Here is a 20,698-nt window from a genome sequence, read left to right as displayed (position 1 = left end):
ACCCATGATCATGTTTGAGCGCATGCACCTGGCCCTGGCGGCCGTCGTCAGCTTCGCCCTCGGCGTCGCCGCGGGCTGTACCCTCGCCGTGGACTGCAGCGACGGCACATGCGTGTGTCGAGCAGGCAGCTCCTGCGAGTTCGAATGCGCCGCGCCGCCCTGCCACGTCGACTGCGAAGGCGACAACCCGGACTGCGTGGGCCAGTGCGCCAACGGTGAGTGCACCTGCGGGCCCGGGAGCTCGTGCGGGTTCGAGTGTGCGGCGCCGCCGTGCCACGTGGATTGCGAGCCCGGCTCCAACTGCGTGGGGACCTGCGCCAACGGCGAGTGCACCTGCGACATCGGGAGCAGCTGCGTGTTCTTGTGCGACGCGAGCCCGTGCCACATCACCTGCGCCGGCGACAATCCCGACTGCGCGGGGACCTGCGCCAACGGAACCTGCACCTGCGGCCCCGGCTCGGCGTGCGCGTTTCGGTGCTCGGACCACAACTGTGCGGCTAACTGCGAGAGTGGCTCGAGCTGCGTGCTGACCTGCCCCGACGGCGACCCGGGCACGCAGGGCTGCCGGTTCGACACCTGTGCGGCGGGCGAGCCGACGCTGTGCCCCGACGGGCTGAGCCTCGTGTGCGGCGACGCGGCGTGCCCCGACTCGCCGTGACGGCGGCGGCCCGGGTGGCCTTCAGCGACTCGACGCGACGCCTCAGCCGTTGGTCACGCCCGCGGAGCTGAGTGTCTCGCCGAGCGCGTGCTCGGCGCGACTCGTGCATTGTTCGAAGCTCGCGCAGCTCGGTCATCGGAGGATTCGCACAATACCCTGGGTTGGGAGCCTGAGTGACATGTGGGTCATTCTTACGATCACCATCATCGATATTCGATGATCAATCCGGGTCGAATGTATCGACCACAACTCCGAGACGGGACCCCGGCTCGTCCCCAACATCCGGTTGGAGACGAGGCATACGCGGCCGAGAGCGCGCTTGCACGGTCACCGGACCGGTGATTGATTGGGCCGCATCGGCGCCCGCGGAAGCCCGCATTCACGCATCTTACCGGGTGTGAACCGCGTTTCGACGGGCGCCTTGTTTGGACACAACACATCCAAGGACAACATGAGCAACAATAAGACTGACAAGAAGCAGCTGAAGGATCTCTACATCGAGGACCTCGGTCAGGTGACCGGCGGCAAGGGTGGCCCCATCGCGACCACCCTCGCGATCGGCGAGGAAGACCACTGCAACCCGACGACCAAGGCGCTCGGCGAGGAAGACGTGATGACCACCCTCGCGATCGGTGAGGAGGATGGCCCGACCACCCTCGCCCTCGGCGAAGAAGACGCCCTCAGCTAGGCGACCCTCGCTCGCCGGGGCCCGCTCGTGCGGCCCCGGCGGGCACCTTCAACCCTCGCTTCCCCGGAGCAGCCAGCCGTGTCCGTATCTCCCATCGTCATCGTCGGCGCCCTCGAGGATGCCCACGCCCGCGCCGTCTACGAAGGTGTCCGCGCCCGCGGTCACGAGCCCACGGTCCTCGACGCCCGCGAGTTCCCCGAGCAGCTCGCGGTCAGCCTGGGCGGCGGGCCCGAGCAGATCGACATCGCGGGCCACCGCATCGCGCGGCCGGCCGCCGTCTACGTGCGCAGCCTCTACCAGAGCCCGGCGGGGTTCGGCGTGGAGGCCGACGAGGCCATGCGCGAGGACTGGCGTCGCACGGTGCTCGCGTTTCGGGAGCGATCGACGCTGCTGTCGGCGATCCTGCTGCGCTGGGAGCACCTCGGCGTGCCGCTCTACAACCCCCCGACGGTCGGCAACAACATCACCAAGCCGTACCAACTCGCGCTGCTGCGTGCGGCGGGGCTGCCGACGCCCGACAGCTTGTGGACCAACGACCCCGCGGCGGTGCTGCGATTTTGTGAGGGCCGCGACGCGATCTTCAAGCCCGTCGCTGGCGGGGCCGCGACCCGCAAGGTCGAAGCCGCCGACCTGTCCCCCGAGCGCCTCGCCAAGCTCGGCGCGGCCCCAGTCTGCTTTCAGGAGCTGCTGCCTGGCGACGACGTCCGCGTCTATGTGATCGACGGCCAGGTCGTCTGCGCGCTGCGAATCGTGACGGACGCGATCGACTTTCGCCAGCACGAACAGCGGATTGAGGCGATCGAGCTCGCGCCCGAGGTCGCGGCCAGCTGTGTGCGCGCGGCCGCGATCATCGGGCTTCCGTACACGGGCATGGACATCAAGGCCGACCGTCACGGGCGCTACAAGATCCTCGAGCTCAACCCTTCGGCGATGTTCATCGGGTTCGAGCAGCGCGCAGGCGTCGACATCTGCGGGCCGCTGTGCGACGCGCTGGTCGGCCACGCCAGCGCTCACGCTCGGGCGACGCGGACGGCCTCATGAACGCGACGGCGCCCGCGCGCTCGATCTTCCGGCCTGCGGCATTAAACGCGCACGGTTGCGGTGATCGACCGGGGCGACCGCTCGGCGCGGTCTCGGGGTGGACCCGCCTGGCCGAGCTCGTGCTGCTCGCCGTGTTCGTGAGCGCGACGATCTTCGCGGCGACTGCAGAGATCGGCGAGTACGCCCAAGGGATCGCCACGGTTCGCCGCGAGGGTCGAGTTCTGGTGACCTCGGCCGTGTCCGGGACCGTCCAGCAGATCGAGGTTCGGTCGGGGCAGCGGGTCGCGACCGGGGCGGTGCTGGTTCGCCTCGATGACGCGAGCGAGCGCGCCGAGCTCGAGCGTGCCGAGCAGGCCTACACACGCCAGCTGCTCGAGCTGCTTCGCGCCCCGCAGCGCGACAGCGAGGGCAAGCGGCAGCGACTCGCCAGCTTTGACGCGGCCGTCGAGCTGGCCCGGGCCAAGCTGCGCGGACGCACGATCGTCGCCCCAGAGTCCGGCGTGGTGTCCGACGTGCGCGTGCGTCGGGGCCAGCCGGTCGTGCTCGGCGACGCGCTGGTCTCGCTCGAGCAGGACGACGCGCGGACCGTCGTCGTCGGCCTGTTCCCCGGGCACTACCGACCGCTGCTCAGCGCTGCCGACACCCAGGTCTACCTCGAACTCGAGGGCTTCTCCGACAGCCGCAGCGAGGTGGTCGTTCGCTCCGTCGCCGACGAGGTCATCGGTCCGGCCGAGGCGATGCGCTACCTCGGACGCGATCGCCAAGGCAGCGTCGAGCTGCGCGGGCCGATCGTCGTGGTCGAGACCGAGCTGCGCTCAGACTCGTTCGCGGCCAACGACACCCACTACCGGATCTTCGACGGCATGCAGGGCACGCTCGAGGCCAAGCTGCGCTCGGTGACGCTGCTCGAGACCTTGCTCGAGACCCTGGTACCGGGCGACCCATCCCACTCCACTTCAAAGGCCCCGTGACCGCTCAACGACTCCCCGCGCTGCGTCGTCTCGGGGCCTCGGGCCGCCGCCGACTCGAGCACATCGCCCAGTTGACCGCGGCGGACTGTGGCGCCGCCTGCCTGGCCATGGTCTTGCGCTACTACGGCCGCGACCGGCCGCTCGAGGAGCTGCGTGAGGCGACCGCGGCCGATCGTGACGGCGTCAGCGCGCTGGCGATCCTTCGTGCCGCGCGCGGCTACGGGCTGCGCGGCCGCGGCGTTCAGATCGAGTCGCTCGACGACCTCGAGCTGGTGCCGCGCGGCGCCATCTTGCACTGGGAGTTCAACCACTTCGTCGTGTTCGACGGCGTCGACCGTCGGGGGGTGGTGATCCTCGATCCCGCCTACGGTCGCCGCCGCGTCAGCCCGGGCGAGTTCGACCGCGCCTGCACCGGGGTCGCGCTGCTGCTCGAGCCAAGCGAGGCGTTCGCCCCCGAGCAGCGCAGCCGTCCGCTCGTGCGCCGCTACTTCGCCCAGATCCTCAGCTATCCGGGGCTGTGGAGCCGGGTCGTGATGATGTCGGTGCTCGTGCAGCTGCTCGCGCTGGGGCTGCCCTTGCTCACGACTTTGCTCGTCGACCGGATCATCCCGCGGCGCGACCTCGATCTGCTCACGGTCCTGCTCGCCGGCCTTGCGATGATGGTGCTGTTTACCTTTGTCGCCTCGCTGGTCCGGGCCAACGTGTTGGTCTCGCTGCGCACGCTGCTTGACGCCAAGCTGACCGTCGGGTTCCTCGACCACCTCGTTGATCTGCCCTACTCGTTCTTCCAGCGCCGCTCGACTGGCGACCTGCTCATGCGCCTGGGCAGCAACACGACGGTCCGGGAGATCCTCACCTCGGGCGCGCTCTCGGCTCTGCTCGACGGCTCGCTGGTGAGTCTGTATTTGGTCCTGATCATGTGGGCCAGCCCGCTGATGAGCGCCGTCGTGCTCGGGCTCGCTGGCGTACAGCTGTCGCTGTACTGGGCGACGCGCCGAGTCCAGCGCGAGCTGATGAGCGAGAGCCTCGCGGCGCAGGCCAAGACCTCGAGCTACGAGGTCGAGATGCTCGGCGGGATCGAGGCGCTCAAGAGCATGGGCGCCGAGTACCGCGCCCTCGAGCGCTGGTCGAACTTGTTCGTCGACGCGCTCAACGTCTCGCTTCGCCGGGCTCGCCTCGACGCGCTGATCAGCTCGCTGCTGCGGGCCTTCACCGTCGCGGCGCCGCTCGTCGTCCTTGCGACCGGGACGTTCTTGGTCCTGCGCGGCGACATCGGACTTGGCGCGATGCTGGGGCTCTCGGCTCTCGGCGCTGGCGTGCTCGGCCCGCTCGGTACCCTAGTTGGGGTCGCGCTCGAGTTTCAAGTGCTCGGTAGCTACCTCGAGCGGATCGACGACGTGATGGGGGCCGAGCCCGAACAAGACCGCAGCGCGGTCACTCGGGCGCCGCGGCTGCGCGGGCAGATCGACGCCGACGCGATCAGCTTCCGCTACTCCGAGTCCTCGCCAGCGGCCGTCACCGATGTCAGCGTCAGCATTGCCCCGGGCCAATTCGTCGCTGTGGTCGGGTCGTCCGGGGCCGGGAAGTCGACCCTCGCCAAGCTGCTCGTCGGGCTCTATCGGCCCCAGCAGGGGCAGATCCGCTATGACGGTGTGGACCTCGCCGGCTTGGACCTTCGCAGCGTCCGCGAACAGCTCGGCGTCGTGACCCAAGGTGGTGAGCTGTTTGGCGTGTCGGTCCGCGAGAACATCGCGATGGGTCAGCCCCAGATGTCGCTCGAGGCGGTCGTCGAGGCGGCCAAGCGCGCGGCGATCCACGACGAGATCGTTCAGCTGCCCATGGGCTACGAGACGATCCTGGCCGACGGCGGCGCCTCGATGTCCGGGGGCCAACGCCAGCGGCTGGCGCTCGCCCGGGCGCTCGCGGCCGAGCCCGCGATCGTCTTGCTCGACGAGGCGACGAGCAGCCTCGACCGCGTGACCGAGGCCGCGATCCAGCGCTCGCTCGCAAGTCTTCGCTGTACGCGGATCGTGATCGCCCACCGGCTCAGCACCGTCGTCGAGGCAGACCTCATCTTGGTCATGGACCGCGGTCGCGTGATCGAGTCCGGGACCCACCGCGACCTGCTCGCCCGCGGTGACGTGTACCGCCGGCTCTACCAGCGGGAGGCCCCATGAGCGCGTGGGCGTGGGTCCCGGTCGGGGTGACCGCGCTGGCGCTCGCTTGTGTCGGGGCCGACGCGTCCGCGATCGTCGACTCGGCAGCTGAGGGTTCACCGCCGTCGGAGCGCGCGCTCGAGTTGGAGCTGGAGGCGACGAGCACGACGAAGGTCGCCGATGTCGCGATGCTCGGCGTCCTGGTCCCTGCGGCCGAGGTCGTGCTGGTCGCCCCCGGCATCGCGCGGCTCGAGCGTCTCGACCTCCACGTCGGGGATCGCATCGACGCCGACGCGGTTGTCGCGATCGTGGAGTTGCTGGGCCAACGCAGCGAGCTAGCGGGCGCCACGGCGACCTGGCGAAGCGCCCGAGCCGAGCTCGATCGGCTCGAGCTCGAGCTCGCCGAGGCCCGCGCGAACCGAGCCGAGGTCGAGGATCTCGAAGACTTCGTCTCGCGCGCCGAAGTTCGCGAGCGACGCGTCGCCGAGCAGCTGGCCGACGCGCGCAAGCGCAGCGCCGACGCCTCGCTGGCGCGCGAGCGCAGCCGCATGAACGCGGCCTCCGAGCGACTGACCGAAGCCGAGCTCCGGGCCCCGTTCGCTGCGTTCGTGGGTGATCGCTACGCGGACCCTGGCGCCACGCTCACGCTCGGCGACCCGGTAGTCTCGCTGATCTCCGAGGATCGGCTGGTCCGCTTTGCCGTCCCCAATACCGAGGCCGCGGCGCTCGAGCTCGGCGCCGCGCTGGTCGTGCGATTCGCCGACTCCGAGCTGGAGTTTGCGGCGAGCGTCAGCGCGATCGCGCCCGAGATCGACGCGGGGACGGGTCTGATCATCGCGGAGGCGCGGTTTGACGGTGATGCCCCGCGCTCGCGGATCGGCGCCGTCGCCCAGGTGCGCTTCGCTCAGACCGCGGTGATCGAGCCTTGAACTGGTTCAGACGTGGATCACGGGCAGCTCGCTCTCTGGACTCCATGGTCCATTGGCCGTCGGCCGGGTCCCGGCGCAGGCAGGTCTGCCCGTCGTCGAGATCGCGCAGCTTCCGTCCCTCGCAGCGCAGCAGCGAGCGGGCCAGCACGATGCCTTCGACGCTGCGCTCGTCGTCGAGCTCGAGCTCGTACTCGTCGTCGACGCCGCTGCCCAAGAACACCGCCGCCAGCGGCGCCTACTCCCAGTCGAGCAGCACCATGGCGAGGGCCCGAGCGAGACCATGGTCGCCGTTGCTGGGCACCGATCTACTGAATCGCGGCGAGGGTGCTCGGCTCGGTGTTGAGCACCGCCGTATACGCCCCCGCCTCGAAGGGCGCGTCCACGAACGCGAACGAACCATCGAGGCTGCGCGTCGCGGTGGCCGGAGCGCTGTTCGAGTACTCGGCGCGCGAGGGCAGACCGCCGAACAACGGCTCGCCGTCGACGCTGACGACGGCCGATACAATGAATCGCAGCGTGCCTGGTGCGAAGGTCACCTGATCGCCCTCGAGCCTCCCGCTGGCAGGCCTCGCGAGAGAGACCTGCACGTCACGCAGATCGAAGGAGCCAGCGCTGGTATCGGTGACGGTCGCGTCGAAGCTCGAGAGGGTGAAGTCGATCGAGAGATCGCGGTTGAGCACCTCGTGAACCTCGAAGGACGCGTCGGCGATCGTCGCTACAGTGGCGACGCCTGGACCGACGACCGTGACCGCACCACCGTTGACGGTGCCGCCGCTATGTTGCTCTTGCATCGCCTCGGGGATGTTGGTCGGCTCGGTGCACTCGCCACCGTCGGGATCGATGACAAAGGGTTCGTCGGGGTCGAGGCTGCAGCCCAAGAAGATCGTGGCCTCGTTGATGTGTCCAAATGCGGCGGGGCTGCTCACCCCGGACCCAAGGGCGATCGAGGTGACCTCTCCGGCGTGGATGCTGACCTTCTTGGCGCAGTATTGCAGCGAGGCCGGCGCATCGAGGAGGTCGGCGTAAGCGTTGAGGTCGGCCTTGGAGGTGTCGATCACGCCTTGGGGAACACCGTCGGTCGGCGCGAGCGCGTCAGCGGTGGCTCGGATCGCCGCGATCGCGGTCTTGCAGGCCGCGTAGCCGCAGTCGAGTTCACAGATATTGTTGATGCTGTCGTCCTGCGTGCCTTCCCCACAGCACGCGCTTGGGCGCGGGATGCCAAATGGAATGAGCTCGAGGGGGATCGCGGCGCAGTCCTCGGCCGTCGCGTCCTCGGGGATGGTGCCGTCGGCGTAGGCGAGGCAGCTGGTGATCGGGTTGTGCTTGCCGGCGCCGTAGACGTCCGTGACGAGCCAGCCCGCCCCCTCACCTTGGCAGGTGAACGATGTGGTCTGCTCGACCTCATCGACCGGCCGACAGCCCGCGTATAGCTCCTTGCCCGTCTCGCCCGTTTCAGCGAGACCCGCGTCACCTTCGAGCGTCGGTCCCGAGTCGCCGCAAGCGGCGAACCCGACCAGGAGAGTGGTGGCGAACAGAACGTGGTGTACTTTGGTGTTCATGCCAGCGCCACAGTGCAGTGGGCGTGCCAACGTCCTTCTCGCGTCACTCTTGTCGGTGACCGCGGGGGCGTGTGCAGATGAGGACCCGAATCTTCTGGCGCAGTGTGCCGACCACGAAGCGCTCACGATCGTGCCCGACATACCGTTGACCGCGTCGACGGAACACATCGAATTCCACGTGGACGACACCACGTTCTTGTGCGCGGGCTCGGTCATCGACTACGAACGCTTTGTCCAATACTCAGCAGCTGTTCTCGACGTCGAACTCGTTCAACGTGTCCCGGTCTATCTGTTCCGAGATGTCAAAGGATATTGCTCTGAGACGGCCGCGGCCTGTGTGACTCCTGATGGTACGGTTTTCACCTCGCCAATCGCGGCTGCTCACGAGCTCGCCCACACGGTCAGCTGCGGGTGGCGCAGCGGCACCTCGCCAGCGCTGTCTGAAGGGCTGGCCGTGAGCTTCGAGCTCACGCCTTCGCAGTCTCCAACCGATCCGCGCGAGTTCATCACGGCCGAGCGCGCCGCCGATGTCGACTACGCTGGCGCCGGGCACTTCGTCCGCTGGCTGCTCGAGTTCCACGGTGTAGCGCCGTTGCGGGAGGCGTTCCTCACGAGCCCACGCGGAGGCGGCGACGCCGTCCTCGACGCACTCGAGGCCGCCTACGGTCAAGATCCAGAGTCTCTGTTCGCGGAGTATGAAGCCTCGGCGCCCTACCTCTGGGTCCCGCATCGGCAGTGTGCCGATCTCGAGCGACTCGAGCCCACCGCCGGCGTGTGGGCGTTCGCGGCGACCTTCGACTGCGAGGATCCGGCGACGCTCGGCCCGTGGGTTCGTGCGTTCTCCGCGTACAGCGACTCGATGTACCAGAGCTTCCTGATCGACGTCGACACGCCCGGCACGTATACCTTCGAGCGCGAGTCGGACACGGAGGTCTGGGTCGAGCGCTGCCTCGACGACGTCGCGCTCAGCGAGGAGGACGCAAGCTCGATGTGGCACAAAGAGCCCGTCTCGCCGCTTCCGGGTGCGATGGACGTCGACCTCGCCGCGGGGATCTACCGCGTCGACGTCTTGCGCAAGCATGCGCCGCCGCATGAGGTCGCGCTTCGCATCGAGCGAAAGCCGTGAGTCGGGTCGCGCTCGCTGGCGTTTCGTCGGGGTGAAGTCTGCCCGTTGGCTGTCGACCGTCATCAGGAAACGCGGAATTCCGGTCAGCGAGGCCGACCCATCCACACAGCCCCCAAGCCGCCAGAAGTTCGCCCTTGCACCGCCAGCCAGCGCGTCCCGCTCTGATCGACCACCGTCCTCGAGCCTGACCGCGACCTCACGACTTGGTCGACCCCCGGCTGCGTGAGCGTGGGCGTTGACGATGATGTCGGTGCCGGGCTTGGGCCCGACGAGGTCAACCCGGTCGCTCGCCGGGGAACACCGGGTGGGTCACCAGACGTCAAGTTGGTGTGGACGTCGCGCGACCGCCGGTTGCACGTCGTGTAGTTTGTTGTGATCGTCGAGCCGTGCTTCGGGTGCACGGGGCTGGCTTCGTTCGAGTGCCCCGGCCCAACCGCCTGGCCCTGCTCGCCGGGGCGCCGCACATGATCGCCCGGGTCAGCCCGGCGGCGGGGCACAACGTCCGCGCGAGCGTCTCGGGCTTCTTCTCGCGCTGAAGCGCGCCGCTCGAGCAGCCCGCCGGGACGGGTGCTCGAGCGGCGAGCCGTTCGAGCCGTGCGATCAGCCAGCCTCGGGCGGCACCGGCGTGTGGAGCAGCTGCTGCTCCCACAAAAACGCGATCCCGCTGCCGGCGAGGTGGTCGATGAGCACCTCGGTCAGCTCGCCGGCGTGCTCGGTCCGCGCCCAGTCGCGCTGCCACTCCGCCGCCAGGGCCAGCCAGGTCATCATGTTGGCCCCCGCCGCGATCATCCGCTGGATGGCGACCTCGTGGGCCTCCACCGAGATCGCGCCGGAGGCGTCGGTAATCACCGTCACGTCCCACCCCTCGCCGAGCGCCTGGATGACTGGCATCGCCACGCAGATCTCCGTCCATAGACCGGCGATGATCAGCTGCTTGCGCCCCGTCGCACGGACCGCGTCGACGACCCGGGCGTCCTCCCAGGTGTTGATGAAGGTTCGATCGATGACCTCCTGATCGGGAAAGACCTTGGTGATCTGCGGGAAGATGAGGCCGCCGCGCTCGGCGACGACGCTGGTGAGGATCGTCGGGACGCCGAAGGCCTTGGCGGACTTCGCCAGCGCCACCGAGTTGTTGACCACGGCCTGGGGGTCGTGGCTGTTGAGGTTGGCGAGCTGGTAGGGCTGGTGGTCAATCAGGACCAACACCGAGTCTTCGGGTCGAAGGAGGGAGTCGAGACCGTTGCGAATCTTCATGGAAGGAGGATTGCCGGTCCCCGATACGATACGGTAGTGTCCCAAACTGCGAAGGTGTGTCGCAGAAGGTGGAACGCCGGCTTGGACATCGACGAACTCAGGACCTTCGTGGAAGTGGCCGATGCGAAGGGTATCTCCGCGGCGGCGCGTCGCCTCGGCATCTCGAAGTCGATCGTCAGCCGGCGGCTCGCCCGGTTGGAGGCCGAGCTGGGCGTCCAGCTCCTCGCCCGGAGCACGCGCGGAGCGGCGCTCACCGAGGCTGGCGCGCTGTTTAGCGAGCATGCCGCGAGGGTCTGCGCCGAGCTCGACATCGCCGAGGAGACCATCCGGCCCGAGGGAGACCTACGCGGGCGCCTGCGCATCGCCGCCCCGCTCTCGTTCGGACCGACCCACCTGGCCCGGGTGATCGCCGACATGGCGCGACGGCATCCGCGGCTGCACCTGGACACGTCCTACAGCGACCGCTTCGTCGACCTCATCGCGGAAGGCTTCGACTGCGCGATCCGGTTCGGCTACCTGCCGAACTCCAACCTCCTCGCCCGGCGCGTGGGACCGTTATTCGGCCAGCTCGTGGCGAGCCCCGACTACATCGCGTCGCACGGCCAGCCCGAGACGCCGTGTGAGCTCGTCGATCACGAGGCGCTGATGCAGGGCACCGAGGCCTGGCTGCTGACGGACGGGGACGAGACCGTGTCGATCCATCCGCGGGGGCGCTTCAAGGCCGACAACGGCACCGCCTTGGTCGCAGCGGCCGTCGCCGGACTCGGCATCGCCTACCTGCCCGACGCCCTCACCAAGGCGCACCTGGCCTCCGGCGCGCTCGTGCCCGTGCTGACGGACTATCCGCCGCCTCAGGCAGGGGTCTATGTCGTGCGTCCGCCGGGGCAGCATTCCTCGCGGAAGGTCCGGGTGCTCACCGAGATGTTGATCGAGTGCTTCGAAGGGCCTTGATGGATCGCTCAACTACGCGGGCAGCAGCAGCTCGGGCGTGCCCTGGGCCTCGCCGCGAGCTCCTGACGCAGTGCCTGCTGCATCCTGACCTCGCGCAGATCGACCCGCTCGACCGTGGCCGGGAGTCGCTCGATGACCTTCTCGAACCCCGAGATGTAGGGCAGCGAGTCCCCGAGCGCCCGGAGCTTCAGCTCGCGCAGGCGGCGAAGCAGGGGCGCTCGAGCATCTCGAGCAGGTGGCGATGCAGCGGGCCCTTTTGCTGATCCCAGTAGTCGTGGGTGTGGGTGGTGAAGCCAAACCGCTCGATCGCGGGAGCCTCGAGGTGGTCGAAGGCGGCGGCCGGGCTGTCGCCGCCTCGAGGTCGAGGACGAGTGGCATCCCCGCCGGAGCCGGTCACGTGGCTCCAAAATGCGCTTGACACCGCATCTGCTTGACACCGCATCTGGTTGATGACTACGGTGTTAGGATGCGAAACCTGAGAGAGACGCGGCAGGGTAGGATATGGTTCACAGCTCCGTTTGTGGGGGCCGGCATTGGCGTCGCTAGTGGAATTTTTGCACCCACCACAGGATGCCTGCTACCCGACTACTGCATCAAAATTGTCGCGGCAGGAGAAAACAACTGTAACTACCTGGCCGACGCCGTGATGTGGCCGGCGGGAAAACCGGAACTGGCCGAGCCAGTGCCTGGGTCACACAGCGCGCCCGGTCCGGCGGGGTGCACGTGTCTCAATGCTGCAGAGCAGGAGATCATCGATTTCGAGGTTCCCGCTCCGCAATACGCCGCACTCTTCGACGATATCGAACTTGCCACCCGACAGGCATGCGACGCGATCGTTCCCGCAGGTTGGAATCACAATTGCTTATCGACTCTGGAATGGACGCTTCGACCATTGTGCTGAGCCACCCGTTTAAGGATGGTCTGGGGGAGTGTGTCGGCGACTGTGCGTACGCCAATCCTCCCCCAGGTGGAACCTGCCCCGATCCAAACCCTTATGAGTGCGACGAAGGGGGAGGAGAGACTGGCGGCGGAACTGGCACTGAAACCGATACTGAAACTGACACCGAAACCGAAACCGATACTGACACCGAAACCGAAACCGATACTGGCAGCCCTCTCGGCGCAGGCGACTACATCGACTGCGACGGGAACACGTGTGACATCGACCTCGGTTTCGCGCAGATGTTGTTGGCAGAATGTCTCTGCTGCTCGGCGAGGACACCACGCTCGTCTACGACACGACCGCTAGCCGGTTCGCGTTTCAAGGGGTCACGACGGGGTCTCTGTCGGCAGAGCTGGGTCTACGAGATGGAGATCGGCTCGAATCGGTCAATGGCACCACGATCGACGACCTCGAAGCGGCGCTATACGCGATCTCCGAGAATGATACTGCGACCGAACTTCGCGTTCGGGTCCAACGAGGAACACAATGGGTCGACTTCACATACACCTTGGTGCCCTGACGCTTGGCTTCGCGTTGGCGTTGACCATGGCCGCGTGCCAGGACGACACGGTCGTGGCCGTGCCGGACGAAGGTGAGCGAGCCTGCGCACGGCCGTTGTCGTACGGTCACTGGGAGGATGGCACCCTTCGCGCGATCGGGGAGGCCCGTCACGTTTGCCTGTGCATGACAAAGTCCGAGTACGAGTCGAAGTCTCGCATCGCCGAGCTCAACGAGGCGCTGCTCGCGGACTGTGAACTCGACGCCGACCAGTACGACTTCGACTGGAACGATTGCGAGCAAGACTTCGCTTCGAATCAGTGGGTTGGTGAATCAGGCGAGAGGATCACTTGGCCGACGACAACCGGTGTCGTCAATCCGCCCGGCTCGACGCTCGTGTGCCGGTGAGTCTAGATCGTGCAAAGGGAGGCCGCGGCCGCGTGATGGATGTTGAGTGTGCCCACGGTACCAGAGTAGAGGGCCTGCCAATCGACGGCGTTCGACCATGGCGACGTCAACGCTCTGGACCATCGAGCTTTGCCTTCAGATCCCCGTCACCCGCCAGGACCTGCCGGGCGGGTCACGAGACGTCAAGTTGGCGTGGACGTCGCGCGACCGCCGGTTGCACGTCGTGTAGCTTCGTGTGGCGGCCGCGCGTGCCTGAGCAGTAGCGAGACCTATTTGCGCTGCGAGTCGAGCGGCTCTTGGTTCCTCTCGACCTCCTGCGCGTTGTGGTGGCTCTCGAGCAGCAGCTGGTAGCTCGGAGCGACGCAGGCGAACAGCTCCGCCCACGCTTGCGCGTCGCCACGGTTCCAGGTTCCCTGGACCTCCGCGAGCGCGGCGGCGGTGTCGATCGGCACGACGCCAGCCTGCATCAGACGTGCGAGCGTCACTTCCTGGGCCATCTTCGAGTAGTCGCCGGAGGCGTCGAACACCGCGAAGACCTTGTAGCCGTCGTGCGCCGCCGCGATCGCCGGGAACGCCACGCACACGCTCGTGAGCACGCCAGCCATGATCAGGGTGTGCCGGCCTGTCGCCTTCACGGCGGCGACGAATTCTGGGTTGTCCCAGGCGTCGATCTCACCGCGACGCGGCACATAGGTAGCATGCCGCGCATATTGCTGTATCTCGGGTATCATCGGGCCATTGGGCCCCTGCGGCACCGAGGCGGTGGTGATCACCGGGATGTTGGCCAAGGTCGCTGCTTTGGCCAAGACGGTGACGTTGGCGCGCACGCGGCTCATCGGTGTGTCTTCGACGAGCTGGAACAATCCGCTCTGATGGTCGATCAGCAGGATGACCGCGTCGTCCGAATTGATGGTCGGTTTGGATCCATTGAAATTGGCTGGGCTACTCATTGTTTGAAAGGGTGCTGTGCAATGCGGGGTAGGGGCACCACGCGTCGCACGGCCAAATTTGCTGCTGTCGACAATTTGCCCTCTGCGATTTGATTGGATCCCCGACGCAGCGGCGCGCCAGTACTCCTGGACGAGCCGCTCGAGGTCGACGAACATCTCGAAGGCGTCCCTGAGGCTGGCTTGCGCCCGCTGGAACCCGCCGGAATCCCCTTGGGCGCGGGCGCGGCACCGGGTGGGTCGCGGTCGCGGCGATCTACCGGGTCACCCCGCGATACAGACCCCGACATCCTCATAACCCATCGGCGCAGCATCAGGCTCGAACATCGGCACGCAGCTGGTCCCGGGGATCGCGTCGCACTGCGCATCGCCCACCAGCAGATCGCAAAACTGCGCGCAGCAAGTGGCATCACCACAACCTGGGACCACCTCGCCATCGAGGCAGATCAGCCCGGCCGCGCAGCTGTCGACGACGTCGCACGCACCACCGGGCGGCACGGCGGGCGCTGTGTACAGACAGAAAAACCCCGAGCCGGTCCACATGCAGGCTTCGCCGGGCTCGCAGTCTTGCGTGAGCGGATCACAGCTGGGAACGCACAGGTTCACGGTGCCTTGGAACCCGGTGAGGCACCCGTTCGGGGCAGCGCACATCGGGTCGTCGGGGGGGCCATCGCAGAACTGTCGGCAGGTGCCGCCGACCCACTCGCGATCTGACTCGTGGGCGTTCCAGCAGAAGCTGTCGGCGTCGCAGTCGTCGGTTGACTCGCTGGGCCCGCCGAACATGCAAGGTTCGCCCGGCGGGAGGTCGCCGAGGACCGGCACACAGATGGTGCAGTCCCAGCTGACGCCGAACGCGACTGGCACGCACTTCTCCCCTTGGGGACAGTCTTGCGCCCAGTTGTCGCAGCTGCATCCATCGGTACCGAACTCTGATATGGGGACGAAAGTCAGGCTCCCATCGTCGCTGGTCTCGGTGGTCTCACCGTCACCATCACCGTCGCCGTCGCCGTCGCCGTCGCCGTCACCATCACCATCACCATCACCATCACCGTTGCCGGTACTCGTCTCGCTCGTCGTGCCGGCTCCGGCTCCCGGTATCGGTGGCCGCCCGCAGGCAATGATCGGGAGCATCAACATGACAGCGAGGAGGGTAATACGATACATGAGCCACTTCGCAGACTGAGCCACGGCCACGATCCGCGCACTGGGCCGGTCCAAACGGTCGGCCCGCGCTGACCACTCACTCTTCGTTCGCAACGACCTCGAGCACGCGCGCGAGCTTGGTGCCCTGCAGCAGCCGCGCGAGCACCTCGGCGACGCTCTCGCCCCCCAAAATCGCCAGCGGCGCCATGCTCTGGGCCATCTTCTCGGCCAGCGCCTGATCCCCAAACGCCTGCAGCGCGGCGATCAAGTCGGGCGAGATCGCCTGGGCCTTGTCGGCGACGGCCTTGACCTCGGCCTCGAGCTCGCGCAGGCGCATGGCCAGCTGCTTGTCAGAGGTCTCGAGGTCCAGCGTGCTGCTGCGCCTGTCCCGGGCCAGCTTGGCGTCGTGGACCGCGTCGACGGACTCTTGCTCGGCGCGCTCGGCCTCGAGCCGGCGCTTGCGGCTGTCGAGCTCGGCCTCGATCTTGGCGAGGTCGAACCCGTGGAGGGCCTCGACCTCGCTGCGCTGCAGGCCCAGCCGCTTTTGCTTGGTGGTGGCCTCGATCGCGTCGATCTCTTGCTTGATCGTCTCGCGCTCGCGGGTCTGCTCGAGCCGGCGGCGGTCGCCCTCGAGGGTGAGGGTCTGCTCGACGACCGCGTGCTGGGCCTCGATCAGCAGCTTCTCGATCGCGTCGTCGCCGATCTCGACGTCGAGGACCTCGACGTCGTAGATGCGCATGCCGTTCTCTTCGAATCGCCGCCCGGGTCGCTTGCCGTCCTCGCCCTGGGGCCCGAGCACGACGTCGCGGACGTCGCGGGCGACCTGTGGATGGAAGCTCTGGACGGTGCGCTGCTTGATCGCCGCGCGCAGCAGCGAGCGCAGGTGCTCGGTCAAGAATTTCACGTAGTTCTCTACGTTGAACCAGTGCTGGGGGTCGCCCTCGAAGTTGACGCGGTACGACAGCCGCACGCGGACCTGGACCAGGTCAGCGGTCTCGGCCTCGACCACGTCGGAGACCTTGTTGTAGAGCACCCGCAAGTACACGGTGCGCGCGAGCCTGTCGTCGGACTTGGGCGTGCCCGTGCTCAGCTCGGCGGCCTGCAGGACCTCGTCGTACTCGAGCATGTAAGTGGAGGGGCCAACAATGACCTTGCGCTCGCCGGTCTTGCTGACCACCAGCACCGCGTAGCCTGTCCACACGCCGACGCTCACGGCCCCGTCGTAGCGGGTGTCGAGCGTGATCGTGCGTGGCGGCGTGTAGGTCTGACCACGGTTGAAGTCGTCGCCCGCGTACTCGTCGCTGACCTCCTTGCGCCGCTTGCCCTTCTTGGTGGACGACGACTCCTCGAGCTCCGCGTCTTCGACGAAGTCGCGCTTGCCACCCTGGACCGCGGCGAGCCGCCGGTTGTGGGCGAGGGCCTCTTCATTGCCGGGGAACCACAGCTGGACGTGACGCGGATCCAGGATCCGGCGGACGATGACCTCGCGGCGGGGGTCGGGCAAGAAGATGCTGGGGCCGCGCTCGAGCCGAATGTGCCCGGTGTTGCGATCGAGCACGTAGCGGGCCTCGCCGGCCGGGATCGCAACTGCGTAGCTGATTGTGTGATCCCCGTATTTGATCGCCGCGTGCTCGGGCCGGGGGAAGTAGATCATTTGATCTTTGCCAGTGATGAACAGCTCGTCGCCGACGTCGTGCGACACGCCGGGTTGGTCACCCTTGGGATCGTCGCGGTATGGCGCGATCACCTTGACATAGATGCCGCTGTTCTCGTTGAGCTCGATCGCCCGATACTTGTTGGCCCCGCCGCGCTCGACGAAGGTCTCGGTTGGGCTGGGGAACACGACAGCCGGGCCTTGCAGATAGCTCTTGTTGCCGTCCTCGTCGAGCAAGATGCAGTATTCGAGGCGCTCGAGGGTCACGGCGTCGCGCACGTACTCGCCCGATTCGTCGGGGACGACCTCGATCCCAGTCGAGGGAATGTAGAACGACACATCGGTGCCCTTGATGACCAGCTGCTGGCCCATGGTGAGATCCGGGGTGAGCTCCGCCGCGCTCGGGACCTCCGCCGCTGAGGCCTCTTCGCCGCCCGCGGCCTTGGGCTTGATCACCGCGTTCTTCCAGTTGGCCTTGGCCGCCTCTTCGTCGTAGACGCGGACGATCAGGTACTGGTTGGAGCGCAGGTTGTGGCCCTGGATCGTCCGCACCATCTGCCCAGGCCACAGCGCGAACGCGGCCGGGCCGGGGCGGTTGACCTTGCGGCCGATCTCGAGCTCGATGAGGTTGTTGATCGCCCCGGTCTTGGGGTGGGTCCCATCTTTGGCCGGGTTCTTGAGCACCAGGTACCAGCCCGCTGGCGCGACCGCGAACGCCCGGGTCGCCGCCTCGAGCGAGCACCGCTCGAAGCGCTTGCTCTCGGGGTTGAAGACGACCGGCTGATCCGTGTTCGCGAGGCTGGTCTTGTAGGGGCCGATATAGGCGTTGATGTTGCCCTTGGTCTCGTCCGCGATGAACGCGTACTCGTTGGGTGCGAGGATCAAGTCTCGTTCACGGGCGCGATCGTTCATGGCGGCGCCGAGCATACTCGCGGGGGGTGCCGGCTGCTCGTGAGATCCGATCCAGTCCCCGGGGTGCGACCACGCTTGGCCTGGTTCCACTCGGCCTTGGTCGAGAGCCGCTTGGCCGCTCGGCCGGGCTTGGGACGAGGTTCGCGACGCGGTCACGCGCCCGCAGCCGAGCGAGCGAACGCGAGCGTGCCGAACCGCTCGCGCCGGAGTACAGTCTTTGCAGTGCTGTTCCACTCCGCGACCTTTGCGGTCTTCTTCGCCGTCACGTGGGCGCTTTACTGGGCGCTGCGCAACCACGCGCGGGCAAGACTGATCCTGCTGACGCTGGCCAGCTGGGGGTTCTACTCGGCCTGGGACTGGCGCTTCACGGGTCTGTTGCTGCTGTCGACGGGCGTCGACTACCTGTGCGGCAGGCAGCTCGCGCGCAGCGAGGGGTCGCGCCGTCGCTGGTTGTGGCTGAGCCTCGTGGTCAACCTCGGGGTCCTCGCAACGTTCAAGTACCTGGACTTCTTCGCGGCGTCGACGGCCGCGGTGCTGCAGTCGGTGGGGCTGGAGGCGGACTGGGTCTCGCTTCACATCGTGTTGCCCGTGGGCATCAGCTTCTACACGTTTCAAACCCTGGGCTACACGATCGACGTCTACCGCGGTCGCACCCAGGCAACCGACGACCCGTGGCAGTTCGCGGCCTATGTGGCGTTCTTCCCTCAGCTGGTCGCGGGTCCGATCGAGCGCGCGTCTTCGCTGCTGCCTCAGCTCGTGAGCACGCCGCGGCTAGGCGCCGCGGATCAGCTCGAGGGCGCGCGCCGGTTCGTGGTCGGGCTGTGGAAGAAGATGATCATCGCCGACAACCTCGGCGCGTATGTTGATTGGGTGTTTGTGATCCCAGCCGATCAGGTCGCGCCGCATCAGGTCTGGCTGGGTGTCCTCGCCTTCGCAGGTCAGATCTGGGCCGACTTCTCTGGTTACACGGACATGGCGCTGGGCGTGGCGCGAATGCTCGGTATTCGCCTGGCCGAGAACTTTGACGCGCCCTACCTGGCTCGGGGACCCCGCGATTTTTGGCGGCGCTGGCATATCAGCTTGTCGACCTGGCTGCGCGACTATCTGTACATTCCGCTGGGTGGCAATCGGCGCGGGCCCGTGCGCACGCAGATCAACCTCGCGGTCACGATGGTGTTGGGCGGTCTGTGGCACGGCGCCGCCTGGACCTTCGTGGCCTGGGGGGCCTTTCATGGGTTGTGGCTGGCGCTCGAGCGCGGGGTGTCGCGGTTGCGCGGGGCCGCCGAGCGCGAGGCAACCGGGCTCGTGCGGGCGTCGCTGGGTGTCGCGTTGACCTTTGTCGCGGTCTGTGTCGGCTGGCTGTTGTTTCGAGCGCCGAGCTTGGGGGTCGCGTGGGGGTTTGCTGGGGTCGCCGTCCAGGGTCTGGGCCAAGCGGCGAGCTGGCGCGATCCGGCGGCCTGGGTCGACGGACTGTACGTGCTGCACTTCTTCGCGCCCGTGGTGATCGTCCAGATCATGCGCCGGGCGATGCGGGCCGACGACGGATCCGCAACGAGCGAGCGCACGCGCGCCTACGTCGGCTGGGTGCTCGCCGCGTACGCCCTGCTCGCTCTGTTCACCGAACCACACGCGAGGCCTGATGCCCCCTTCATCTACTTCCAGTTCTGAGCCCAGCTCCGAGTCCAGCCCTGGGCCCGAGTCGGCCCGGACCCGCGCGGGGCTGGCAGCTCTGGTCACGCTCGCGGTGCTCGCGGGGACGAGCTTGATCCCGCTCGAGCCGCTCACGCACAACCTCGCGGGTGCTCGCGTCGCGTATCGGCATGAGATCTACGAGCTCGATCCAGCCTGGGTCGCGGACGCGGGGCCGCGATCTCGCCACGCCAGCAATGGTCAGGGGCTGCGCGGTGACGTGATCGTGGGTCGAGGGTTCGAGGTGCTGGTGCTTGGGGGCAGCACGGTCGAGTGCAGCTTGCTCGACGAGCCCGACACGCTCACGGCCCAGATCGCAAGCGCGGGCAGGTCCCAGAGCGATCCAGGCGTGCGGGCGGCGGCGCTGGCTCAGGCCGGGCTACCGCTGAGCGAGCTGTTGCCCGAGCTCGAGGTGTTCACCGAGGGCGGGCGGCGGCCCGAGCTGTTCGTGGGCATGTTTGGCGCCAACGAGGCCCAGGCGTTCTTCAACCATGCGCCGTGGGTCGGCTCGGCACCGGGCGCGGCGTGGGACGTGTGGCTGGATCCGGCCTCGCCGTTTGGTGTCGAGGGTCGAGCGCAGACCTATCGTGGTTGGTATCGGCCGGGAAATCACGGCCAGTTCCTGGCGGCTCCGCGCGCGGCCTATGCCGATCCGCGCGGGTGGGTCGTCGAGCTGCACCCTGGGCACGTTGCGATGCTTCGGACTGCGCTGGCTGACTATGTGCAGAGCCTGGTCGCGCTCGACGAGCTCGCTCGGGGTCGGGGCGCGCGTCTGGTGCTCGTGACCCAGCCGGTCGCACCGTGGGCGGAGCCGAGCGCGGGTCGGGGTTGGGCGCCGTTCATGTATGCGGGGCAAGGGGAGGGGTTCTTGCCTTCACCGGACCTGACCCGGCAGCTGGTCGAGGCCTTCAACGCGCAGACGCGAGGGTTTGCGCGCGAGCATGAGGTCGTGCTCGTGGATCTGGCGGTCGAGCTCGAGGGGTGCGCGGATTGTTTTTATGATCAGTGGCACTTCAGCGACACGGGGGCCGCGAGGGCTGGGGCCGCGATCGCTGCGGTCAGCCAATGACTCCAGGGGCCGGGCCGTCACTTCAGTGGCTGTGACAAGGGCGGGTCAAGGCCCCTCGGCTGGGGTGTTCACCCCAATCACAAACGCCGAGTCGCTTTGCAC

General features: G+C 67.6%; 18 protein-coding genes and 1 pseudogene. 12 read left to right on the top strand and 7 right to left on the bottom strand.

Features of this window, described 5'->3' with window-relative positions; genetic code table 11:
* The first annotated feature begins 4 nt into the window (after nucleotides 1–4).
* The 6 genes from ENSA7_RS38380 (at nucleotide 5) to ENSA7_RS38355 (ending at nucleotide 6,443) form a co-directional block, all read left to right on the top strand.
* Nucleotides 5–658 (top strand): hypothetical protein, encoded by a 654-nt coding sequence (locus ENSA7_RS38380; protein WP_106094397.1) that lies wholly within the window; start codon nucleotides 5–7, stop codon nucleotides 656–658.
* Nucleotides 659–1,109: 451 nt separating this feature from the next.
* Complete coding sequence (locus ENSA7_RS38375) at nucleotides 1,110–1,346, top strand: hypothetical protein (RefSeq protein WP_106094512.1); 237 nt, start codon at nucleotides 1,110–1,112, stop codon at nucleotides 1,344–1,346.
* 78 nt (nucleotides 1,347–1,424) lie between these two features.
* A complete protein-coding gene (locus ENSA7_RS38370; protein WP_244924052.1) occupies nucleotides 1,425–2,387 on the top strand; it encodes an ATP-grasp domain-containing protein in 963 nt (320 codons plus the stop codon).
* Complete coding sequence (locus ENSA7_RS38365; protein ID WP_146158630.1) at nucleotides 2,384–3,358, top strand: efflux RND transporter periplasmic adaptor subunit; 975 nt, start codon at nucleotides 2,384–2,386, stop codon at nucleotides 3,356–3,358. The genes ENSA7_RS38370 and ENSA7_RS38365 overlap by 4 nt, the downstream gene beginning before the upstream one ends.
* Entirely contained in the window at nucleotides 3,355–5,535 is a 2,181-nt protein-coding gene (locus tag ENSA7_RS38360; RefSeq protein ID WP_244924051.1) for a peptidase domain-containing ABC transporter, read from the top strand. Before ENSA7_RS38365 ends, ENSA7_RS38360 begins: the two co-directional genes overlap by 4 nt.
* On the top strand, nucleotides 5,532–6,443 hold the full coding sequence (locus ENSA7_RS38355) for an efflux RND transporter periplasmic adaptor subunit (protein WP_106094394.1): 912 nt from the start codon (nucleotides 5,532–5,534) through the stop codon (nucleotides 6,441–6,443). Before ENSA7_RS38360 ends, ENSA7_RS38355 begins: the two co-directional genes overlap by 4 nt.
* 305 nt (nucleotides 6,444–6,748) lie before the next feature.
* Here the strand turns inward: ENSA7_RS38355 and ENSA7_RS38345 are convergent, their stop codons facing one another.
* The gene (locus tag ENSA7_RS38345) at nucleotides 6,749–8,002 is read right to left on the bottom strand and encodes a hypothetical protein (RefSeq protein ID WP_106094392.1); all 1,254 of its coding nucleotides are present in this window, start codon (nucleotides 8,000–8,002) and stop codon (nucleotides 6,749–6,751) included.
* 454 nt (nucleotides 8,003–8,456) lie between these two features.
* Between ENSA7_RS38345 and ENSA7_RS45635 the strand changes: the two genes are divergently transcribed.
* Nucleotides 8,457–9,128, top strand: coding sequence for a hypothetical protein (locus tag ENSA7_RS45635; protein ID WP_146158629.1), 672 nt, complete (start codon nucleotides 8,457–8,459; stop codon nucleotides 9,126–9,128).
* A gap of 144 nt (nucleotides 9,129–9,272) precedes the next feature.
* On the opposite strand, the pseudogene ENSA7_RS45955 reads toward ENSA7_RS45635, so the two are convergent.
* Nucleotides 9,273–9,407: pseudogene (locus tag ENSA7_RS45955) on the bottom strand (DUF2169 domain-containing protein); the annotation flags it as partial.
* A 321-nt stretch (nucleotides 9,408–9,728) separates the two neighbouring features.
* Nucleotides 9,729–10,382, bottom strand: a complete 654-nt coding sequence (locus ENSA7_RS38335; RefSeq protein WP_106094390.1) for a hydrolase — start codon at nucleotides 10,380–10,382, stop codon at nucleotides 9,729–9,731.
* 81 nt (nucleotides 10,383–10,463) lie between these two features.
* On the opposite strand from ENSA7_RS38335, the gene ENSA7_RS38330 reads away from it, so the two are divergent.
* A complete protein-coding gene (locus ENSA7_RS38330) occupies nucleotides 10,464–11,333 on the top strand; it encodes a LysR family transcriptional regulator (protein ID WP_106094389.1) in 870 nt (289 codons plus the stop codon).
* Between the two features lie 187 nt (nucleotides 11,334–11,520).
* Here the strand turns inward: ENSA7_RS38330 and ENSA7_RS38325 are convergent, their stop codons facing one another.
* Nucleotides 11,521–11,754 (bottom strand): hypothetical protein, encoded by a 234-nt coding sequence (locus ENSA7_RS38325; protein ID WP_181234519.1) that lies wholly within the window; start codon nucleotides 11,752–11,754, stop codon nucleotides 11,521–11,523.
* Nucleotides 11,755–12,529: 775 nt separating this feature from the next.
* Here ENSA7_RS38325 and ENSA7_RS44660 point away from each other — a divergent pair.
* Both ENSA7_RS44660 and ENSA7_RS44655 read left to right on the top strand, forming a co-directional pair.
* Complete coding sequence (locus ENSA7_RS44660; protein WP_181234518.1) at nucleotides 12,530–12,796, top strand: PDZ domain-containing protein; 267 nt, start codon at nucleotides 12,530–12,532, stop codon at nucleotides 12,794–12,796.
* Nucleotides 12,763–13,182 carry a hypothetical protein gene (locus tag ENSA7_RS44655; RefSeq protein ID WP_181234517.1) on the top strand — a complete coding sequence of 140 codons (420 nt, stop codon included), beginning with the start codon at nucleotides 12,763–12,765 and terminating at the stop codon, nucleotides 13,180–13,182. Before ENSA7_RS44660 ends, ENSA7_RS44655 begins: the two co-directional genes overlap by 34 nt.
* A gap of 269 nt (nucleotides 13,183–13,451) precedes the next feature.
* Here ENSA7_RS44655 and ENSA7_RS38310 read toward each other — a convergent pair whose 3' ends face one another.
* The 3 genes from ENSA7_RS38310 to ENSA7_RS38295 form a co-directional block, all read right to left on the bottom strand.
* Nucleotides 13,452–14,132, bottom strand: a complete 681-nt coding sequence (locus ENSA7_RS38310; protein WP_106094385.1) for an isochorismatase family protein — start codon at nucleotides 14,130–14,132, stop codon at nucleotides 13,452–13,454.
* A gap of 261 nt (nucleotides 14,133–14,393) precedes the next feature.
* Entirely contained in the window at nucleotides 14,394–15,266 is an 873-nt protein-coding gene (locus ENSA7_RS38305; RefSeq protein WP_181234516.1) for a ribulose phosphate epimerase, read from the bottom strand.
* 103 nt (nucleotides 15,267–15,369) lie between these two features.
* The gene (locus ENSA7_RS38295) at nucleotides 15,370–17,838 is read right to left on the bottom strand and encodes a hypothetical protein (RefSeq protein ID WP_106094510.1); all 2,469 of its coding nucleotides are present in this window, start codon (nucleotides 17,836–17,838) and stop codon (nucleotides 15,370–15,372) included.
* Nucleotides 17,839–18,060: 222 nt separating this feature from the next.
* Between ENSA7_RS38295 and ENSA7_RS38290 the strand changes: the two genes are divergently transcribed.
* Both ENSA7_RS38290 and ENSA7_RS38285 read left to right on the top strand, forming a co-directional pair.
* A complete protein-coding gene (locus tag ENSA7_RS38290; RefSeq protein WP_181234515.1) occupies nucleotides 18,061–19,506 on the top strand; it encodes an MBOAT family O-acyltransferase in 1,446 nt (481 codons plus the stop codon).
* The gene (locus ENSA7_RS38285; RefSeq protein WP_146158624.1) at nucleotides 19,478–20,596 is read left to right on the top strand and encodes a hypothetical protein; all 1,119 of its coding nucleotides are present in this window, start codon (nucleotides 19,478–19,480) and stop codon (nucleotides 20,594–20,596) included. Before ENSA7_RS38290 ends, ENSA7_RS38285 begins: the two co-directional genes overlap by 29 nt.
* The last annotated feature ends 102 nt before the right edge of the window (nucleotides 20,597–20,698 follow it).

The sequence above is a fragment of the Enhygromyxa salina genome, assembly GCF_002994635.1.
GTDB classification, from domain to species: Bacteria; Myxococcota_A; Polyangia; order Nannocystales; family Nannocystaceae; genus Plesiocystis; species Plesiocystis salina_B.
The sequence above is the reverse complement of the archived record's forward strand: the minus strand, read 5'-3'. Positions and strand labels throughout refer to the sequence as shown.